Here is an 18,158-nt window from a genome sequence, read left to right as displayed (position 1 = left end):
TTCGACTAATGCCACCCTGACTGAGCGACCTGCCCCTCTGCCTGCTCCAGCCATCGCCGGTACCAGCGGGCGAAGCCGAGCGGCGTGCCGTCGTGGTCGTCGAGCGGCTGGAAACCGCCGTCCGCGGCGGTGTCGTCCGCCCACATCCGACCGCGCGCCGGGCCGGTCACGACAAGCGCCTCCCGTAGCGCGCACCCGACGTGACACAGGTACAGCAGGCCGACCGAGTGTTCCGGCGCGAAGACGACGGCGTCGTGCTGTTCCCAGTAGGCGTCCTCGGCCGCGTTGAACTCCTCCTCCGAGGAGTAGTCGTCCTCGACCGGCGGGCCGGGCAGACCGTCGGCCGGGTTGAACGGCTCGACATGCGCAAAGGGCCGGCCGAGCGTGCCGCAGTCGGTGAGGTCGGCGCCGTCGCCCTCCCACTGCCACAGTCCGTCGAGCCGGCGCATCGGGAAGAGCCCGTAGGCGGGCCCCGCGCCGCCTCGCCCCGCCTCCAGCAGGAAGGACCGGTACTCGCCGGGCAGCTCCACTCCGAGTTGGGCCTCCGCTTCGGCCAGTTCCCCGGCGCGCAGCGGCGGTTCGAGCCGCCAGCTGTGACTCGCGGCGCCGAACACCTCACGAGCGCCGGGCGCGGCGGCCAGTCGTGCCAGCCGCTCGCGTACGTCGGACCAGTCGGCGCTCGTCACGCGCGGGACGGTACCAGTCCCGCGGGGGCGTCAGCCGGCACCCGGGCTGCCCGCCCGCGCGGCCGGCTTGGCGTCGGCGGCGGGCGCGGCGGCCGGCTTTTGTCGCTTCGCGAGAACGATCACGACCACCAGAAGGAGCACGAGCGCGGCCGGCACCAGCGCGGGCGCCAGCGCCTGCCAGAGCGGCCACACCGGCTCGGCGAGCCCGTCCGTGGCCAGGTCCGTCCAGGTCATCGCGGCGCCTGGGAGCAGGGCGACAGTCACCAGCACGCCCACCAGCCGGGGTACGCGCGGCTGCCTCCGCGCCAGCAGCCAGAACAGGGCCGCGCCGGCGGCTGCGCCGAGCAGGGCGCCGGTGATCGTGGCCGCGAGGAACCCGCGGGGCACGGCCGGTTCCATGCTCAACCTCGGCCCGGCCGCCAGGTGGGTGAGCGTGAGCGCCATTCCGTCTCTCTCGGCCCGCCAGCCGTCACACCGGGAACCCGGCACGTCGCGGAACTCCCGCCACCCCCGCGTCTCGGCGACCGCCCGCAGCCGCTCGGACAGCGCGCAGTCCGTGCCGCCGCCGTACTGGAGTTCGACCTGATTCCCGCCGAGGTCGTCGGCCGCCAGCGCGACGCCGTATCGGTAGCCGAGCGCGGTGAGCGAGCCGATCGGTTCGGTCCCGGGGAGCAGTTCCCGGGCCGCGCTCTGCGCCTTGTCGAGGCTGACCGGGGCAGCGCCCCGGCCGCCGTACCAGGACCCGGCTGCCAGACCGACAGTGCCGAGCAGCACCGCGCCGAGCAGGACCACCGCGACGTGCCGCAGCCGATGCCGCACCGGCCCACCCCCTGAAGTAGTGCGGCTCAGCGTAGCCATCACGCGCCCCCCGGGTGCCCGGCGCGGGGACCGGAGCGCCGCCTCCTAGTAGTGGTCCTCGATCGGCCGGCGCGCCTCGTCGAACAGCGCCGGTCCGTCGTACCGCACCGGGCGCGGCGCCGGGGTGGCCGGCTTGACCTGCTCGAACTGCTCGGTGGACAGCGCGTACACGACCCGGCCGAGGCCTGATGCGTTGATCGCCACGGTGCACATCGGGCAGGGCTGGCAGCTGGTGTACATGGTGGTGGCGACCGCCGCCTCGGGGGCGAGCTGCCGGGCGGCCCAGCGGGCCAGCTTCAGCTCCGGGTGCGCGGTGACGTCCCGTTCGGAGACCACCGTGTTGTGGTCCTCGATCAGGACGGTGCCGTCCGCGCCGACCAGCAGCGACGCGAACGGCCGCTCGCCGGACGCGCCGGCCCGGTCGGCGAGTTCCACGGCGCGGCGCAGGAACGCTTCGTCGTCGGGGGTCATCGGCTCTCCTGGTGGTCAGTCGGCGGCGATCTGCTCGACGGATCGGGCGGCGACGGCGCGCAGGACCGGGTCACCGCTGCGGGCGTACGCATCGCTCAGGGTGTCGATGAATTTGATCGCGTGCGCGTCCCCGGTGTCCAGCGCACGCGCCATGGCCTCGCCGAGTTCCGGCCCGGCGGCCGGTGGGAGGGCACGAGCCTCGACCGGGGCGTAGGCGGCGGTGACGGCGGCGGTCGCCGCCCAGGCGGCGGCCAGACTCGGCCGCCACAGCGGCGGCGGCAGGGCCGGCAGCGTCCGCAACACGGCGTTCGGCGCGGTCGCCGCGTGCACGAGCATGACGGGGGCGGCGTACCCGTGGGTGCCGTGCCGCTGCACGGCGGCGTCGACGACCGCCGCGAGCCGGGTGGGCGCGTCGTCGGCCGCGTCGCCGGGCACCGTCCTAGCGCCCAGCGCCTTGACTTTGTAGTTCACACTCTATACCCTGGGGCTTAGGGCGACGCCTGGGTGTGGAAATGGCATATTTCCAACCGTTCCCTATGTGGTGCCATGATCTGTCTTGACCTGGCCTAAGGGCAAGCTACGGACCCAAAACCATACATCACATGATACGCGATTCAACAAGCGGAGTACACGAAACTAGCCCCAATAAAACGCTACCTGGATAATACGAATGCAGCTTCATGGCCTGGGAAGTATGAAACATTCACGTAATAGGCACTGTATGTTCGACGCGGATGCGCGGCGATTAAGTTGGCGCGACAGGGAGCGATAGCCAGATGACCTATCGCTGGTACCCTTTTGTCAACGAAAAGGAGCCAGAGCAGGCTCATCTGGTTACTACAGTAACCATCGACCGTAATTCGGTCCGCTGATCGGGTACGCGGGGCACCGCGTCGAGCGCGGACCGCGCGTCTGTCACCGGGTACGGTCCGGTGCCTGGCGGCGCGAGTGGCTGCCAGCGGGCGGCCCAGTAGGCGAGCCCGTGGCCGAGTTCGGTGACCCGCGGTCCGGTCTCGGCGTCGAGCAGGGCGCGTACGGCGTGGCCGACGCGGATGACACCGTGGGTGGCCCCGGCGGCGATGCCCGGCAGCAGGCGCGGCCACCAGCGGGCCAGCACGTCGCGCCACGGCTCGCCGGCCAGCTCTCGGTCGAAGAGGTCGAGCCAGTCGCCGGTACGCACCGGGTCGCCGAGCGGGTCGCGCCACTCCGCGGGTGCGATACGCCGGATGCCGCGCGGGCGTTCCTCCAGCCGGTCGGCGTACGCGTCGATCCAGCGGTGCACCGCCCGCCCGTGGCCGTGGCGCACCAGCGCCTCCGCCGCCATCGGCACGTGGTTGGACAGCCACCCGTCGCGCTCGGGACCGGTGTGGCGTACGCGCTCGTACGCCTCGTCGAGTACGGAGTTCAGCACGTCGGCAAGCGTCCGACCTGAAGTCCGGTTGACGTCAAGCGGCGCGGAACCGGCGGGGATCGGACGACGTCGAAGCGGCCATGAGACTTCGTGCCCTGCTTGTCGTCGCCCTGGCAGCTCTCGGCCTCGTCGTCGTCATGTCACCCCCGAAACCCGCGTGGGCGTGCTCGTGCGTCGGGTCCACCACCGAACAGGACGCCAACGCCGACAGCACCGTCGTCGGCACCGTCTCGCAGGTGACCGACAGGGCGATCCGGCTCACCGTCGAGTCCGTCGAGAAGGGCGGCGCCCAGGTCGGGAACAGCCTCACGCTGCGCGTCTCGCCCGGCGAGGCCGCCTGCGGCTACGCCTTCCGCCTCGGCACCCGGTACCGGGTGAACTCGTATGGTGGCGCCACCGGCGTGTGCGCCGGAATCCGCGAGCTGTCGAGCCCGGCGGCGGCCACCACGCCGTCCGTCGCCACGGCTGAGCGGACGCGGGCCGCGGGACCGCCTGCCTGGTGGATCGTCGGCGGCGTGCCGGCGGCGCTCGCCGCCGCCGGGCTGGTGGTGGCGGCCAGGCGGCGGACCGGACGCGGACAGCCCTGACGGCCGGTCAGGACAGGCGGCGGCGGATCCGCGCCATGTCCTCCTCGGGCAGCGCGTCGGCCACCAGCAGCCGGGGCAGCAGCTCCGTCTCCAGCGTCGTGGCCCGGAACACCAGCGCCACCGTCACGTCGTGGCCGGGCCGGTGCACGACCTCGACCGGGTCGCCGGCCCCGACGCTGCCCGGCGTGACCACCCGCAGGTACGCCCCGGGCCGTACCTCCTCGGTGAACCGCTTGATCCAGCCGCGTTCGCCCAGCCACCCCTGGAACGTCCCGCAGGGGATGCGCGGGCAGGTGACCTCCAGCACCAGGTCCGGGCCGATCCGCCACCGCTCGCCGATCAGCGCGCCGTTGACGTCCAGCCCGCTGGTGGTCAGGTTCTCGCCGAAGCTGCCGTCGGCGAGCGGGCGGCCCAGCTCGGCCTCCCAGTGGTCGAGGTCCTCCCGCGCGTACGCGTAGACCGCCTGGTCGGTGCCGCCGTGGTGGGCCACGTCGTAGACCCGGTCGCCGGCCAGCCCGACATCGCCGGTGCCCTTCGGTCCGGGCGCGGTGACGGCGACCCGGCCGTCCACGGGCCGCTTGTCGATGCCGGTGGCCCCGATGCCCTTCCACGGGTTCGGTTGCGGTCGGCCCACGTTGACTGAGATCACCCTCATGACGGCGACGGTATGCGGCGCAGGGCCGGACCGGCCAGTCCATTCCCCCGGGCCGGGTGAACGGCGAGGCGGCGTGGCCTGCGTACGATGCGGGCCGGACATCCTCGTCGGGTGGTGGAGGTAGCCGCGGATGGCAGGCCAGCAGGACGGTTTCGCCCTCGGCGTGGACCTCGGGACCTCGAACACCGTGGCGGTGCTGCGCTGGCCGGACGGGCGGACCCGGCCGGTGCTCGTCGACGGCCATCCGATCCTGCCGTCCGGCGTGTACGCCGACGCGGACGGTCACCTGCACGTCGGGCGGGACGCGCAGCGCCTGGCGCAGGCCGACCCGGCCGGCTACGAGCCGAACCCGAAGCGCCGGGTCGACGAGGAGACCGTCGAGCTGGGTGGGCGGGCGTACCGGCCGGCGGAGCTGCTGGCCGCGACGCTGCGCGCGGTCGCGGACGCGGCGGTGGCGGCGGTCGGGATGCTGCCCCCGGCGGTGGTCACCCACCCGGCGGCCTGGACGCCGGCCCGCCGTCAGGTGCTGCACGACGCGCTGGAACTCGCCGGCTGGCCGGCCGCGGCCGAGCACACGCTGGCCGGGCCGATCGCGCCCGGCACCCGCCTGCTGCGCGAGCCGGTGGCCGCGGCGCGCTACTTCACGCAGGTGCTGCGCCGGCCGGTGCCGGTGGGCGGTTCGGTGGCGGTGTTCGACTTCGGCGGCGGCACGCTCGACGTGGCGGTGCTGCGCAACGAGGGCGCCGACCCGTGGGGCGACTCCGGCTTCCAGCTGGTCGCCACCGGCGGGATTCCCGACCTCGGCGGCCTGGACCTGGACGCGGCCCTGCTCGGGCGGCTCGGCGAGCTGGTCGGCCCGGCCCACCCGCGTGAGTGGGCCCGGCTGACCGAGGCGACGACGACCGCCGAGCGGCGGGACCGCCAGCAGCTCTGGGACAACGTGCGCGGCGCGAAGGAGATGCTGTCCCGGGCCATGGTGGCGCCGGTGGCCGTACCGGGGGTGGAGGCGGCGGTGCCGCTGCCCCGGGAGGACTTCGAACGCCTCGCCGCGCCGCTGCTGGCCCGGGCGGTGACGGAGACCCGGGAGGTGACCGCCGCCGCCGGGCTGCGACCGGAGCAGCTCAGCGGCCTGTTCCTGGTCGGCGGGTCGACCCGGGTGCCGCTGGTGGCCCGGCTGCTGCACGCCGAGCTGGGCATCGCGCCGACGGTGCTGGAGCAGCCGGAGATGCCGGTCGCCGAGGGCGCGCTCACCGACCTGCCGCTGCCCCGCCGGTCCGGGCGCCCGGCCGCGCCGGTCCAGCTGGCGTCCGCCCAGCCCGCGCCCACGCAGCCCGAACCGACAGGGCCCGCGCCGGGCGGGACCGACGCCGGCACGGCGAGCGCCGCCACGGTCCCCGCCGGTGCGACCAGGACGAACCCGACCGCGCCGCTCGGCGGTACGGACGCGGCCTCCGCCGGACCGCACGGCACGCTGGTCGCCGACGGGCCCGTCCCGCAGACCCCCGCCACCAGGTACGACGGCACGCCGCTCGCCGGAGGTCCGGTCCCGCACCCGAGGTACGACGGCACTCCGGGCGCCCCCGGTTTCGTGCCGCCGGGGGCAGCGCCCGCCGCGCACCACGCCGGACCCGGCGTCCCCGGGATGCCACCGCCCGGCGGTGGATGGCAGCCGGCGGGGCCCGGTCCCGGCGTACCCGGGGCACCTTTCTCCCCCGCTCCGGGCGGTGTCCGGCCCGGCGGCGGCCGGCCCCGGCGCGGCCGGTGGATCGCGCTCGGCGCGGGTCTCGTGGTCGTCGCCGTGGCGGCGTCGGTGCTGCTCTGGGTGTTCCGGGACCGGCACCCGGCGCTGGACTTCCACACCGCCGAGCTGGTGAGGACGGTGGCCGCCGGTGACACGCGGCCGGGCCAGATGTTCACCGCGACGCTCGGGGAGCGCGCCTACCTGGCCCGTTCGCTGCCCGACGACCACCTCCACGTGACCGCCGTCGAGGCGGCCACCGGCAGGACGGTCTGGGAGAAGCGGACCGACGCGGCCACGCAGCGGTGGGCGGGGATCAGGGCGCTGCCCGACGGGCTGCTCGTCCTCGGCGACGCCACCGGCAGCGGCACTCCGCGCGTGCTCGCGGTGCTCGACGGCGATTCCGGCGAGCAGCGCTGGCAGACGGACGTGGGCCGCGACGACGCGCTGTTCTTCGGGGCCGACACGCTGGTCCGGGTGGACCGCGCCGGCGAGCGCCTGGTCGGGCTGCGGATGGACGACGGCCGGCAGCGGTGGGAGCGGCGCAACCCGCGCACCGAGTACGGCGACGCTCGTACGAAGGTGCTGCCGGTCGGCACCGGCGCGGCGCTGGACGGGCCCGGTGACGCCGAGGGCTCGCCGCTCGCCCCGTGGGCGGGGAAGGCGGACCGGCTGGTGCAGGTCGGCGCGGACCGCTCGGTCCGGGTCCTGGACCTGCGCAGCGGAAGGGTCCTCAAGGACCGGGGCAACGTGGCCGGCCTCGACGACCCGATGGCCGCCCGCGACGACCGGCTGTACGTGGCGGAGGACGACCGTGGCCTGCGGCTGCTCTCCTACGACCTGGGCAGCCTCGGCACGCCCGGCGTGCTGTACGAGGCGCCGGAGCAGGGCGGCCGGGTGAAGGATCTGGTCACCTGCGGGGAACGTCGCGTGTGTCTGCTGGGGACGCCCGCCGGCGGCGCCGACGGCACCCGGGTGGTGGCGGCGACCGAGGGTGAGGGCGCCCGGCAGTGGGCGGCACCGGGCGCCGAGTCGCTGGTGCCGGTCGGTGAGCACGTGCTGGCCGTGCAGGGCTCGCCGGACGCGGTGACGCTGTTCGCGCCGGACGGCACGGCGAAGGTGATGCGGGACCGGGACGGGTTCGCGGTCCGGCTGGACGCCGGCAACCTGCTGATCTTCTCCGAGGCGCCGAGCGCGTACGAGGACGACCGCGTCCTCGCCGGCACGGCGGTGGACGGCAAGCCGGTCGAGATGGGGCAGCTCAAGCAGATCCGCAGCGAGTCCTGCTCGTGGAACACCGAGATGCTGGTGTGCGGCGCGGAGAAGGAGTTCCGGTTGTACCGGTTCGCCGGCTGACCGGAAGTGAGCTTGACAGCGATCGATGCCTCGGCTGGTGTGAACGGCAGAGAGATCGACGTTCGTCAGGAGGCCCCGTGTTCGTCCGACGACGGTGGACCGCGCTCGCCACCACCAGCATCCTGATCGCCGCTGTCCTGTCCCATCCCGGCCCCGGCGCCGCCGCGCCGGCCGCCCCCGCGCTCACCCTCGCCCCCACCGAGACCGCGCTGGTCCGCGTGCAGCTCGCCGACCGGGCCCAGCTCGACCGCCTGGTCGCCGGCGGCGCGGACCTGGCCAACCGTCCCCGCTCGCGGGACGGCAAGCTGATCGCCGACCTGGTCCTCACCGGCCGGCAGCTGACCGACCTCACCCGGCAGGGCGCGACCGCCCTGCAGGTCGTACAGCGGGCCGACGACGGCACCCGCCGGATCGCCGAGAGCCGCCGCGCCGCCCAGGAGCGCACCCGCACCGGGCTGCGCGCGAGCGGCGCCGCCGCTGTCGACACGCTCCAGTTCCTCCAGGCGTACTGGTGGACCACCGGCGGGCGGACGTTCGTCCAGGCGCAGGTCGCCACCACCGCCAGCGACGACCCCGACGTGGAGATCACCGTCACCTGGCGTACCGCCGACGGCGCCACCGGCTCGTTCCCGCTGTACCGCTTCGAGGACTCGGGCGAATACCAGTACCACTACGCGCTGCCGCAGCCGGCGCCCGGCCGGCCTGTGCAGTTCACCGCCACGTCCAGCCTGGGCGGGACGAGCCGGCCGGTCACGCCGTCGCTCTGGCCGAACGCCTCCCCGCCGCCGCAGCCGGCCGGCTACCAGAAGGACTTCATCGACGCGTACCTGACGCCGGTGGACATCAAGGCGCGCATCGCCCGGCTCGGCCGCCAGTACCGCGACCTGGTCGACGTGATCGACCTGCCGAACAAGACGCAGGGCTACCGGCGCAACGCCGCCGCCTACCTGGGTGACCCGGCGGCCGCCGCCGTGGTGGTGGAGTCGGTCCGCTTCGGCGACCAGGGTATGAACGGCGTGCAGGTACGCACCGTCGACCCGGGCCGGCCGAGCCGGCCGCTGAGCATGCGCTACCGGGACCGGGTGCTCACGATTTCGCTGGCCACCGACCGGGCGGGCAAGGTGACGAGCACCACCGACGACGTCGCCGCCCTGATCAACGCGCCGCGCGGCGCCCGCTTCCGGGCCACTGTGGAGGAGGGCTCGGCCGGGCTGCCGATGCCGGTCACCGGGCCGGTACGCCTCGACGACGGGTTGCAGGGCACCGAGGTGCCGGCCCGGCCGTGGACGGTGCAGGCACTGCGCATCGGCAAGCACCGTGACGGCTCCCGGATCGGCGTGCTGGCGTACTCGCAGGAGCACGCCCGCGAGTGGGCCACCCCGCTCGTCACGCTGGAGTTCGCCGAGCGGCTGCTCGCCAACGCCCGCACCGACGCGGCGACCCGCAAGCTGCTGGAGCAGGTGGACGTGTTCGTCATCCCGACGGTCAACCCGGACGGCGCGAACTACTCGTTCCACGACTACAACTTCCAGCGCAAGAACCTGGTCAACCACTGCGCCGGTGAAGCGCGGGACCCGAAGTACCGGAACATGTGGGGCGTCGACGTCAACCGCAACTACACGGTCGGATCCCTGTTCGACGGGTACGTGGGCGCGAGCACGAACTGCCTGGCCGGCAACTACGCGGGCACGGCGGAGCTGTCCGAGCCGGAGAGCCGCAACGTGATCGACCTGGCCAAGGCGCACCCGAACATCAAGTTCGCGATGAACGTGCACTCGTACGGCGGCTACTTCATGTGGCCGCCCGGGGCGTACAAGGCCGACGGGCGGGTGACGCTGCCGCGCCCGTCGATCGACGAGTCGACGCTGTTCCTGGCCAGCGCCCGGCGCATCGTCGGGGCCATCGCGGCCGAGCGCGGCACCGTCACCTGGCCGTCGCAGACCGGCCCGGTCGCCGACGTGCTCTACTCGGCGGCCGGCAACTCGGCCGACCAGCTCTACTACGAGCTGGGCATCTTCGCCTGGGACTTCGAGGTCGGCAACGACAGGTGGAACGAGGCCACCGGCCAGTGGGAGGGCGTCGGTTTCCAGCCGCCGTTCGACGAGGCGCACGGCGAGGCGCAGGAGTACGCCGGCGGCCTGGTGGAGCTGGTCCGCGTCGCCCGCGACTACGCGGCGAGCAACCCGGTCCGGCGCTGAGGGCAGGCGGTCCCCGGCCGGTGGAAGTCCGGCCGGGGACCGCGTCAGCCCTGCCCGTCCCGGTCCGCGGCGCCGAGGTCGCGGAAGACGGTGAGCGCGCCCGGGTCGTCGATAGTCGCCGGGACCGGCTCGTCGCGCCCCTCGACCAGGCCCCGCATGGTGCGCCGCAGGATCTTCCCGGAACGGGTCTTGGGCAGCGCCGGCACCACAGTCACCCGGCGGAACGCGGCCACCGGGCCGATCCGCTGCCGGACCAGCGCGACCAGTTCGGCGGCGAGCGCGTCCGGGTCCACGTCGGCGCCGGCCTTGAGCACCACGTACCCGCTGGGCACCTGCCCCTTCAGCGCGTCGGCCACGCCGATCACCGCGCACTCGGCCACCGCCGGGTGCGTCGCCAGGACCTCCTCCATCGCGCCGGTGGACAGGCGGTGCCCGGCCACGTTGATGACGTCGTCGGTGCGGCCCATCACGTACAGGTAGCCGTCCTCGTCGAACCGGCCGCCGTCGCCGGTCAGGTAGTGGCCGGGAAACGTCGACAGGTAGGAGCGGACGAACCGCTCGTCGTCACCCCAGAGCGTGGGCAGGCAGCCGGGCGGCAGCGGCAGCCGGATCACGATCGAGCCGTCCGTGCCGGGCGGCACGTCCCGGCCCGCGCCGTCGACCACGCGCACGTCGTAGCCGGGCACCGGCACCGTCGGCGACCCCGGCTTGATCGGCAGCGGCTCCAGGCCGCGCGGGTTGGCCGCCACCGGCCAGCCGGTCTCCGTCTGCCACCAGTTGTCGACAACGGGTACGCCGAGCCGCTGCCCCGCCCAGGCCCAGGTGTCCGGGTCCAGCCGCTCACCGGCGAGGAAGAGGGTACGCAGCGCGCTCAGGTCGTACCGGTCGATGTGCGCGCCGTCCGGGTCCTGGCGGCGGATCGCCCGGATCGCGGTGGGCGCGGTGAACAGGGCGGCCACCCGGTGCTCGGCGGCGACCCGCCAGAACGCCCCGGCGTCGGGGGTGCCGACCGGCTTGCCCTCGTAGAGCACGGTGGTCGCGCCGGTGAGCAGCGGCGCGTACACGATGTAGGAGTGGCCGACCACCCAGCCAACGTCGGAGGCGGCCCAGAAGACCTCGCCCGGCTCGATGCCGTAGACGTTGCGCATCGACCAGCGCAACGCCACCGCGTGCCCGCCGTTGTCCCGCACCACGCCCTTGGGCCGGCCGGTGGTGCCGGAGGTGTAGAGGACGTAGAGCGGGTCCGTGGCGGCCACCGGCTCGCACGGCGCCGGTTCCGCGTCCGCCATCACCTCGGCCCAGGTCAGGTCGCGGCCCGGCACCAGCGGAGCCGGTTCCTGCGGGCGCTGCACCACCACGCAGCGCTCCGGCGCGTGCCCGGCCTCGTCCAGCGCGGCGGCCAGGATCGGGTGGTACGGCACCACCCGGTCGGCCTCGATGCCGCAGGAGGTCGCCACCACCACCTTCGGCCGCGCGTCGTCGATCCGGACGGCCAGCTCGTGCGCGGCGAAGCCGCCGAATACCACCGAGTGCACCGCGCCGATCCGGGCGCAGGCCAGCATGGCGATCACCGCCTCCGGGACCATCGCCAGGTAGAGCAGCACCCGGTCGCCCCGGCCGACGCCGAGCCGGCGCAGCGCACCGGCGAACCGGGCGGTCTCGGCGAGCAGTTCGGCGTAGGTGAGCGTGCGGACCGTGCCGGTCACCGGGCTGTCGTGGATCAACGCGGGCTGGTCGCCACGCCCGGCGGTGACGTGCCGGTCCAGCGCGTTGTGACAGGTGTTCAGCACCCCGTCGGGGAACCAGCGGTACAGCGGCGCCGCCTCCTCGTCGAGGATGTGCTCCGGCGGGATGACCCAGTCGATGTCGGCCGCCGCGTCCCGCCAGAAACCGGCCGGGTCGGCGATGCTCCGCTCGTACGCTGATCGATACGCGCCCATGCCGTCATGCTGCGCCGCGGCGCACCGCCGGCACGACGGCCGGACGGGTCCGGTGCGCCGGAAGCACGGCCCGGCTCGCTGAACGGCCGCTCACGGCGGTGGGCGGTGGCCGCTCAGCCCAACGGGCGACGGATGAAGCCCGTGGGGCGGGGTAACCCAGCACGGTCCTGGTGGAGAGACGACCGGTGTCGCGGCGAACCGCGGCCGGGCACGCGGGCGGGCGGCGCGAATGCCGCCCGCCCGCGCATCCCGGGGCAAACCGAGTTTGATCGACGACGGCTGTCGACTAGCGTGCGCAGGCGTGAAAACCAATCGGATCTTGCCGATCCTCCTGACCTGTGCCGTGCTGGGGCTCGCCGCGTGCGGCGACGAGAAGTCCTCGACCACGGCCGGGCCGGCGGCCACCTCGGCCTCCGCCACCCCCTCGTCGGCTGCCCCCTCGCCGTCGGCGGCCGCCGTGAGCGACAAGGAACTCTGCACCGCCGCAGAGAAGATCAACAAGGACATGCGGGCGAAGCTCATGACCGCCGTGCAGTCGGGCGGCGACCTGACGAAGCAGACCGGCGCGATCCTGACCGAGCTCGGTGACCGGGTGACCCAGCTCGCCGGGACCGCCGGCGACGGCAAGGCGGCCACCGCCCTGAAGGAGTTCGCCGCGGAGGCCGGCAAGGCGGGCTCAGCCGCCGACCCGGGCACCGCCGCCGACAACCCCGCCATGGAGAAGGCCAGCAAGGACATCAACGCCGCCTGCAAGACGGCCGGCGCACCGACCACCTTCTGACGCCGACGCCCCTGTCGTCCGTCCGGCGCGCGCCGGACGGACGACAGTCACCTAGACGCCGGTCACCCAGTTCCAGGCGGAGACCACCCACTCGGTCTGCTGCAGGTACGCCACCCCCACGCCGACCAGGAACAACGCGGTGACCAGGTGAGCACCCTTGGCGCTGCGGCGCACCCGGCCGAGCTGCCGTTCCAGGATCAGCCGGCCGAGCAGCCGGGCCAGCGCGAACAGGCCGACCGCGGTGAGCAGGCTGAGCACGAACGTGAGCAGCGGCGCGATCAGGTTGCCCCGCCCGGAGATCGCCCAGATGCCCCAGCAGACGAACGCGAACAGGGCCCCGGCGGCGCTCAGCTCCCCGCCCTTGCGGGCCTGGGCGAGATGCCAGCTCATCGGCCGGCGCGGCGCCGGCTCACCGGCCCAGTCGCCGTGCTGCTCGACGGTGGGGAACTGCTCGGTGCGGGGCGTACGCCGCGTGCGCGGCTGACCGACCGCCGCCACCCCGCGCTGGAACGCGTCCCGCTGCGGGGGCACCACCCCCGGCTGGGGCGGCACCTCCACGGTGCGCTCGGCCCACGGCTGTGTCTGGTCCGCCATCCTCGTCCTCCCCCTCGACCGATCCCGGCCTCGCTTCCGAGGGTAGCCAGCCCGCAAATAGGGTGCCGACCCCCATCGCGGTGCGATACACACGTGCCGTGACTGACGTGCTGGTATCCCGGGCTGAGGACTTCGACGACATCGCGGCGCTGCTGGCGCTGGCCTTCCACGGCGATCTCGACCCCGACGTGCAGGCGCTCGAACGCCCGATCTTCGAGCCGGACCGGTCGTTACTGGTCCGCGACGGCGGGACGATCGTGGCAAACGCCGCCGCGTTCAGCCGCGAACTGGCCGTACCCGGCGCGAACGTGCCGGCCGCGCACGTGACGATGGTCGCTGTCGCGCCGACGCACCGGCGGCGCGGCCTGCTCACCGCGCTGATGCACCGCCAGCTGCGGGACGTCCGCGACGCCGGCCGGGAACCGATCGCGGTGCTCTGGGCCAGCGAGGGCCGCATCTATCCCCGCTTCGGCTACGGGTCGGCGGCACCGCGGTACATGCTGTCCGTGGACACCACCGGGCTGCGCCTGCCCGCCCCGGCGCCCGCCGAGGGCAGGCTGCGTCTGGACCGTCCGGAGTCGCGCCGGGACGAGCTGGCCCGGCTGTACGAGCAGGCGCGCGCCGACCGCCCCGGCTGGTCCCGCCGCGACGAGCGCTGGTGGTCGTACCTGCTGGCGGACCTGAAGGCGCACCGGGGCGGCGCCACCGAACGCCGGGTGCTGCTGCACGAGGGCCCCGGCGGGCTCGACGGGTACGCGCTCTACCGGACGAAGGACAGCTCGACGGCCACCGGCCCGCAGGCCGAGACGCAGGTCGGCGAGGTGGTGGCGCTGACGCCGGAGGCGTACACGGCGTTGTGGCGGCTGCTGCTCTCGGTCGACCTGACCCGGCGGCTGTCGTTCCCGATCGCGGCCCTGGACGAGCCGCTGCTGCGGCTGGTGGACGAACCCCGCCAGCTCTCCCCGCATCTCGCCGACGCGCTCTGGGTGCGGGTGGTGGACGTGCCGGCCGCGCTCGCCGCCCGGCGCTACGCCGCTGACGTGGACGTGGTGATCGAGGTCACCGACGAGCTGCTGAAGGAGAACACCGGCCGCTGGCGGCTGGTCGGCGGCCCCGACGGGGCGGAGTGCACGCCCACCACCGCACCGGCCGGGCTGGCGTGTGACGTACGCGCGCTCGGTGAGCTGTACCTCGGCGGCGCGAACCCGTACGCGCTGGCCGCCGCCGGCCGTGTCCGGGAGCTGCTCCCGGACACGCTGACCGCGCTGACGCCCGCCTTCACCTGGTACCGCGCCCCCTCCCCCATGGAGGTCTTCTGACCGCCCGCCCCGCCCGTTTTCCCCGTCGATCATGAAGTTGGCGGCGTGAACCGTCCGTTTCGTCCCGGCCAACTTCATGATCGCGCGGGCGCGGGCGCGACCCCGGGCGCGGGTGGGCCGGGGGCGGTACGGTCGGGGGATGGGTGAGGCGGAGCGACGGCGACGACGGCTACGGCATCACGGCGAGGCCGGCGCCCCGGCCGACAGCGCCGACGGCACCACGGCCAGCACCGCCCCCGTACACGACGACGTGACGCCCCGGGCCCCGCGCGGCGGCCGGCCGGGCGAGCCGGAGCCCCGCGGACGCCGCGCCGCCCCGACCGCCGAGGAGGGCGAGCGCGGGCTGCGCGGGCTGGTCGGCTCCGGCTCGTCGCAGGTGAGCGTCACCGCCGCGCTGCGGGCACGGGACGCCGCCCGCCCCACCGACGACGATCTCGCCGCGGCGGAGGAGCGGGTGGTGCTGATCCGGCGCAACTGGGTGCCCCGCGAGGAGCTGCCCCGCAACGGGCGGTGAGCCCGGCGGCGTCCGGTCAGGCGGGCAGCTCGGGCAGCTTGCGGCTCTGCTCGTAGGCGGCCACCTGCTCGATGCGCCGGCTGTGCCGGGGGTTGCCGGAGAACGGCGTGGTCAGGAACGCCTCGACCAGCGCGGTCGCCTCGTCCAGCGTGTGCTGCCGGGCGCCGATCGCGACGACGTTGGCGTCGTTGTGCTCGCGGGCCAGCTGGGCGGTCTCCACGTTCCAGGCCAGCGCCGCCCGGACGCCGGCGACCTTGTTCGCGGCGATCTGCTCGCCGTTGCCGGAGCCGCCGATGACCACGCCGAGGCTGCCCGGGTCACCGACCACCCGGTCGCCGGTGTGCAGGCAGAACGCCGGGTAGTCGTCGTCCGGGTCGAAGGCGTGCGGACCCACGTCCACCACCTCGTAGCCCTGCTTGGCCAGGTGGTTGGCGAGGTGCACCTTCAACTCGAAACCGGCGTGGTCGGATCCCAGGTAGACGCGCATACCGCGCAGTCTGACAGGCCCGCCTCCGGGCCGGCGAACCGGCGGCGACCCGGAGGCGGTACGTCACACGGTCAGTGCGGCAGCTCGGCCACAACCAGGCCGGCCCGCGCCTTCGGGGTGAACCAGGTGCTCTTGCGGGGCATCTTCTCCCGGGCCAGGTTCACCGCGACGAAGTCGTCCACGGTCACCGGCGCGACGAGCACCGCCAGCTCGGCCCGGCCGGCGTCGACCTCACCGACGAGCCAGCTCGCCGGATAGTCGCCGCCCACGTACGTGATCCGCTTGTCGCCCGGGTCGAGGCCCAGCGCGTCGCGCAGCAGCAGACGCTCGACGAGCGCGTGGTCGAGGTTCTCCAGCCGGCCCGCGCCGACGTGCGGCAGCGTCACCGCGTACCCCCGGCCGCCGAGGTAGAGGCGCACGACGCCGCCGGTGGCCGGCACGTCGACCGGCCCGTCCACCGGGGTGATCTCCGCGCCCGCCGCGCGCAGCCGGTCGAGCAGCTCCTCCGGCGTGGTGGTCAGCTCGCTGACCAGCCGGTTGTAGGGCTGGATCGCGACCGACGCGGGCGTGGTGACCACCGCGAGGAAGCGCGGGAACCCGCCGGTCTGCGCGGCCAGGCTGCGGTGGTTGCCGTCCGCGACCACCAGCTCCCCGCCGCCCGCGAGCGTGGTCAGCTCGTCCTGCGCCGGGCCCGGGCCGAGCAGCCAGATGGCGTGCGTGCGACCGGACTGGTCGACGTCGGTCGCGGCGGGCGCCCCGGCCGCCTCGGTCGCCGCCGCGAGCGCGGCGTGCAGCTCGTCGCCCCTACCGGTCTGGAGCAGCAGTACGGGCGAGAGCAGGTGACCGAGCGCCTCGGCCAGCGCGACGCGCTCGCGCACCTTGGCGATGAACACGTCCTCGTTGCGGATCACCAGGCCCGGCTCGTCGGCGCGGGTGGAGATCTGGTCGGTGTCGACCATCGCCCACAGCCCGTACGCGCTCTCCTCGCCCGGCGCGCTGATCCGGTAGAGCACCACCACCTGCTCGGCCGGCGTGTAGCTGCCGTCCGCCTTCGCCTCGGCCAGGCGCGCCACCGCGTCCGGCAGCGCGTCGAGGAAGGACTTCCCGAGGCTGCCCGGCGCCCGGTGGGGCATCTCGATGCCCAGCGCGCTGTGCGGATTCGCCTCGACGATGGAGGTGATCTCCGCGTCGTCGGCGAACTCGTCGTAGTTCTGCGCGCCGGTGCCGCCAGTGGTGATCCAGGCCCGGTTGATCGGATGCACGACCGTCATGTCCGCTGACGCTACCCGGGCCCCGATCGCCCCCGCCGCCGGACTCACCCCCTTACCACCAGGTGAAAGGAAGGGCCCCCTGTTAACGCCTCCGGTAGAGGAAGGGCCCCTTCTTAACACCGGGAGGGCGGCTCAGGCGGTGGGGTTACGGTGCCGGCCCGGAACCGGACGGCGAGCCGGGGCGGCGGGGCGGGAGCCGGCGTTGAGGCGTACCGTCGTCGCGCCCGCGGCGGCGCCGGTACGCGACGGCGCCCGCCCGGGCCGGACGGTCTCGGCCGGCGGCGTCATCCGCGACGTGGCCACCACCCGGGCCACGCCGACCACGATCGGCGGGGCCAGCAGGTCGGCCACCTCGGCCGGGCCGGCCGGCCAGTAGCTCTCGGTCACCGACCAGTACGTCGCACCGGAGTCCTCGGTCGCCGGCTGCGGCGCGTCGTCGGACATGCGGCGGTGCTTAGCCATGGGAACGCCTCCAGGAGCTGCCGTGGTGCGGCCTCGCGTGGGCCGTCGGCTGGGACATCCGGTGAAACGAGCCCCGCACCGGCCCGGTGACGGGCGGGTGCGGGGCTCGGGGCGCGCTGCGGGTGTTAACAAGGGGCCCTTCCGCTGCCGGAGGCGTTAAGAAGGGGCCCTTCCTTACCCCTCAGTCGAAGATGGGGCCCTGCTCGCGGGTGCGCTTCAGCTCGTAGAACCCGGGGGTGGCGGAGACCAGCAGTACGCCGTCCCAGAGCCGGCCGGCCGCCTCGCCCTTGGGCGCCGGGGTGATCACCGGGCCGAAGAAGGCGACCTGCCCGCCGTCCGGGCCCGGCGCGTGGATCACGGGCGTGCCCACCTCGGTGCCGACCGGCCGCATGCCCGCCTCGTGGCTGGCCCGCAGCGCGTCGTCGTACTGGGTGGACTCGGCGGCGTCGGCGAGCGCCGGGTCCAGACCGACGTCGGTGAGCGCGCCGACCAGCATGTCGCGGCCCAGTTCCTCCTTGCCGAGGTGGATCCGGGTGCCCATCGCGGTGTAGAGCTTCGCCAGCGTCTCGGCGCCGTGCGCCTGCTCGACGGCGATGCACACCCGCACCGGACCCCAGCCCTTGACCATCAGGTCCTGGTACTCCTCCGGCAGGTCCCGGCCCTCGTTGAGCACGGACAGGCTCATCACATGGAACCGGATGTCCACGTCCCGGACCTGCTCGACCTCGAGCAGCCAGCGGGAGGTGATCCAGGCCCACGGGCACAGCGGGTCGAACCACATGTCCGCGGTGACACGTTCGGTCACGGTGTCATCCCTTCACGACAATGTC

General features: G+C 74.3%; 16 protein-coding genes and 2 pseudogenes. 6 read left to right on the top strand and 12 right to left on the bottom strand.

Annotated elements, in window-relative coordinates:
- Positions 1-5 precede the first annotated feature (5 nt).
- From MCBG_RS26380 to MCBG_RS26360, 5 genes and pseudogenes are all read right to left on the bottom strand, one after another.
- Positions 6-686, bottom strand: a complete 681-nt coding sequence (locus MCBG_RS26380; protein ID WP_043328950.1) for an SMI1/KNR4 family protein — start codon at positions 684-686, stop codon at positions 6-8.
- A 30-nt stretch (positions 687-716) separates the two neighbouring features.
- Entirely contained in the window at positions 717-1,505 is a 789-nt protein-coding gene (locus tag MCBG_RS26375) for a hypothetical protein (RefSeq protein ID WP_140946176.1), read from the bottom strand.
- An 84-nt stretch (positions 1,506-1,589) separates the two neighbouring features.
- On the bottom strand, positions 1,590-2,015 hold the full coding sequence (locus MCBG_RS26370) for a nucleoside deaminase (RefSeq protein ID WP_043328949.1): 426 nt from the start codon (positions 2,013-2,015) through the stop codon (positions 1,590-1,592).
- Between the two features lie 15 nt (positions 2,016-2,030).
- A complete protein-coding gene (locus MCBG_RS33220; RefSeq protein ID WP_223201341.1) occupies positions 2,031-2,486 on the bottom strand; it encodes a hypothetical protein in 456 nt (151 codons plus the stop codon).
- 379 nt (positions 2,487-2,865) lie between these two features.
- Positions 2,866-3,426: pseudogene (locus tag MCBG_RS26360) on the bottom strand (hypothetical protein); the annotation flags it as partial.
- A gap of 80 nt (positions 3,427-3,506) precedes the next feature.
- Between MCBG_RS26360 and MCBG_RS26355 the strand changes: the two are divergent.
- Positions 3,507-4,013 carry a hypothetical protein gene (locus tag MCBG_RS26355; RefSeq protein ID WP_043328947.1) on the top strand — a complete coding sequence of 169 codons (507 nt, stop codon included), beginning with the start codon at positions 3,507-3,509 and terminating at the stop codon, positions 4,011-4,013.
- Between the two features lie 7 nt (positions 4,014-4,020).
- Here MCBG_RS26355 and MCBG_RS26350 read toward each other — a convergent pair whose 3' ends face one another.
- Positions 4,021-4,668 carry an MOSC domain-containing protein gene (locus tag MCBG_RS26350; protein ID WP_043328945.1) on the bottom strand — a complete coding sequence of 216 codons (648 nt, stop codon included), beginning with the start codon at positions 4,666-4,668 and terminating at the stop codon, positions 4,021-4,023.
- 130 nt (positions 4,669-4,798) lie between these two features.
- Between MCBG_RS26350 and MCBG_RS26345 the strand changes: the two genes are divergently transcribed.
- Both MCBG_RS26345 and MCBG_RS26340 read left to right on the top strand, forming a co-directional pair.
- Positions 4,799-7,762, top strand: a complete 2,964-nt coding sequence (locus MCBG_RS26345) for an Hsp70 family protein (protein ID WP_043328943.1) — start codon at positions 4,799-4,801, stop codon at positions 7,760-7,762.
- 77 nt (positions 7,763-7,839) lie between these two features.
- Positions 7,840-9,960, top strand: coding sequence for a M14 family zinc carboxypeptidase (locus MCBG_RS26340; protein ID WP_043328941.1), 2,121 nt, complete (start codon positions 7,840-7,842; stop codon positions 9,958-9,960).
- A gap of 44 nt (positions 9,961-10,004) precedes the next feature.
- Here the strand turns inward: MCBG_RS26340 and MCBG_RS26335 are convergent.
- A pseudogene (locus tag MCBG_RS26335) lies at positions 10,005-11,966 on the bottom strand (propionyl-CoA synthetase); the annotation flags it as partial.
- A gap of 235 nt (positions 11,967-12,201) precedes the next feature.
- Here MCBG_RS26335 and MCBG_RS26330 point away from each other — a divergent pair.
- Positions 12,202-12,681, top strand: a complete 480-nt coding sequence (locus MCBG_RS26330) for a hypothetical protein (protein ID WP_043328938.1) — start codon at positions 12,202-12,204, stop codon at positions 12,679-12,681.
- A 51-nt stretch (positions 12,682-12,732) separates the two neighbouring features.
- Here MCBG_RS26330 and MCBG_RS26325 read toward each other — a convergent pair whose 3' ends face one another.
- Positions 12,733-13,275 (bottom strand): hypothetical protein, encoded by a 543-nt coding sequence (locus tag MCBG_RS26325; RefSeq protein ID WP_043328936.1) that lies wholly within the window; start codon positions 13,273-13,275, stop codon positions 12,733-12,735.
- A 98-nt stretch (positions 13,276-13,373) separates the two neighbouring features.
- Here MCBG_RS26325 and MCBG_RS26320 point away from each other — a divergent pair, with 98 nt between their 5' ends.
- Both MCBG_RS26320 and MCBG_RS26315 read left to right on the top strand, forming a co-directional pair.
- On the top strand, positions 13,374-14,594 hold the full coding sequence (locus MCBG_RS26320) for a GNAT family N-acetyltransferase (RefSeq protein WP_223201339.1): 1,221 nt from the start codon (positions 13,374-13,376) through the stop codon (positions 14,592-14,594).
- Positions 14,595-14,733: 139 nt separating this feature from the next.
- On the top strand, positions 14,734-15,108 hold the full coding sequence (locus MCBG_RS26315) for a hypothetical protein (RefSeq protein WP_043328934.1): 375 nt from the start codon (positions 14,734-14,736) through the stop codon (positions 15,106-15,108).
- Between the two features lie 16 nt (positions 15,109-15,124).
- Here the strand turns inward: MCBG_RS26315 and MCBG_RS26310 are convergent, their stop codons facing one another.
- The 4 genes from MCBG_RS26310 to MCBG_RS26295 form a co-directional block, all read right to left on the bottom strand.
- Positions 15,125-15,595 carry a ribose-5-phosphate isomerase gene (locus MCBG_RS26310; protein ID WP_043328932.1) on the bottom strand — a complete coding sequence of 157 codons (471 nt, stop codon included), beginning with the start codon at positions 15,593-15,595 and terminating at the stop codon, positions 15,125-15,127.
- Positions 15,596-15,666: 71 nt separating this feature from the next.
- Positions 15,667-16,866, bottom strand: coding sequence for a DUF1015 family protein (locus MCBG_RS26305; protein WP_043328930.1), 1,200 nt, complete (start codon positions 16,864-16,866; stop codon positions 15,667-15,669).
- Between the two features lie 132 nt (positions 16,867-16,998).
- On the bottom strand, positions 16,999-17,328 hold the full coding sequence (locus MCBG_RS26300) for a hypothetical protein (RefSeq protein ID WP_043328928.1): 330 nt from the start codon (positions 17,326-17,328) through the stop codon (positions 16,999-17,001).
- Positions 17,329-17,509: 181 nt separating this feature from the next.
- A complete protein-coding gene (locus MCBG_RS26295; protein WP_043328926.1) occupies positions 17,510-18,133 on the bottom strand; it encodes a mycothiol-dependent nitroreductase Rv2466c family protein in 624 nt (207 codons plus the stop codon).
- Positions 18,134-18,158: the final 25 nt, after the last annotated feature.

It is taken from the genome of Micromonospora sp. M42 (assembly GCF_000568915.1).
GTDB classification, from domain to species: Bacteria; Actinomycetota; Actinomycetes; order Mycobacteriales; family Micromonosporaceae; genus Micromonospora; species Micromonospora chalcea.
Note: the sequence above shows the minus strand (reverse complement) of the source record. Positions and strands in the feature narration are given on the sequence as shown.

Bases quoted from the DNA above. Each gene is read 5' to 3' on its own strand.
- MCBG_RS26350 (WP_043328945.1), bottom strand. From the start codon at position 4,668: ATGAGGGTGATCTCAGTCAACGTGGGCCGACCGCAACCGAACCCGTGG.
- MCBG_RS26310 (WP_043328932.1), bottom strand. From the start codon at position 15,595: ATGCGCGTCTACCTGGGATCCGACCACGCCGGTTTCGAGTTGAAGGTG.
- MCBG_RS26355 (WP_043328947.1), top strand. From the start codon at position 3,507: ATGAGACTTCGTGCCCTGCTTGTCGTCGCCCTGGCAGCTCTCGGCCTC.
- MCBG_RS26370 (WP_043328949.1), bottom strand. From the start codon at position 2,015: ATGACCCCCGACGACGAAGCGTTCCTGCGCCGCGCCGTGGAACTCGCC.
- MCBG_RS26325 (WP_043328936.1), bottom strand. From the start codon at position 13,275: ATGGCGGACCAGACACAGCCGTGGGCCGAGCGCACCGTGGAGGTGCCG.
- MCBG_RS26305 (WP_043328930.1), bottom strand. From the start codon at position 16,866: ATGACGGTCGTGCATCCGATCAACCGGGCCTGGATCACCACTGGCGGC.
- MCBG_RS26300 (WP_043328928.1), bottom strand. From the start codon at position 17,328: ATGGCTAAGCACCGCCGCATGTCCGACGACGCGCCGCAGCCGGCGACC.
- MCBG_RS26315 (WP_043328934.1), top strand. From the start codon at position 14,734: ATGGGTGAGGCGGAGCGACGGCGACGACGGCTACGGCATCACGGCGAG.
- MCBG_RS26345 (WP_043328943.1), top strand. From the start codon at position 4,799: ATGGCAGGCCAGCAGGACGGTTTCGCCCTCGGCGTGGACCTCGGGACC.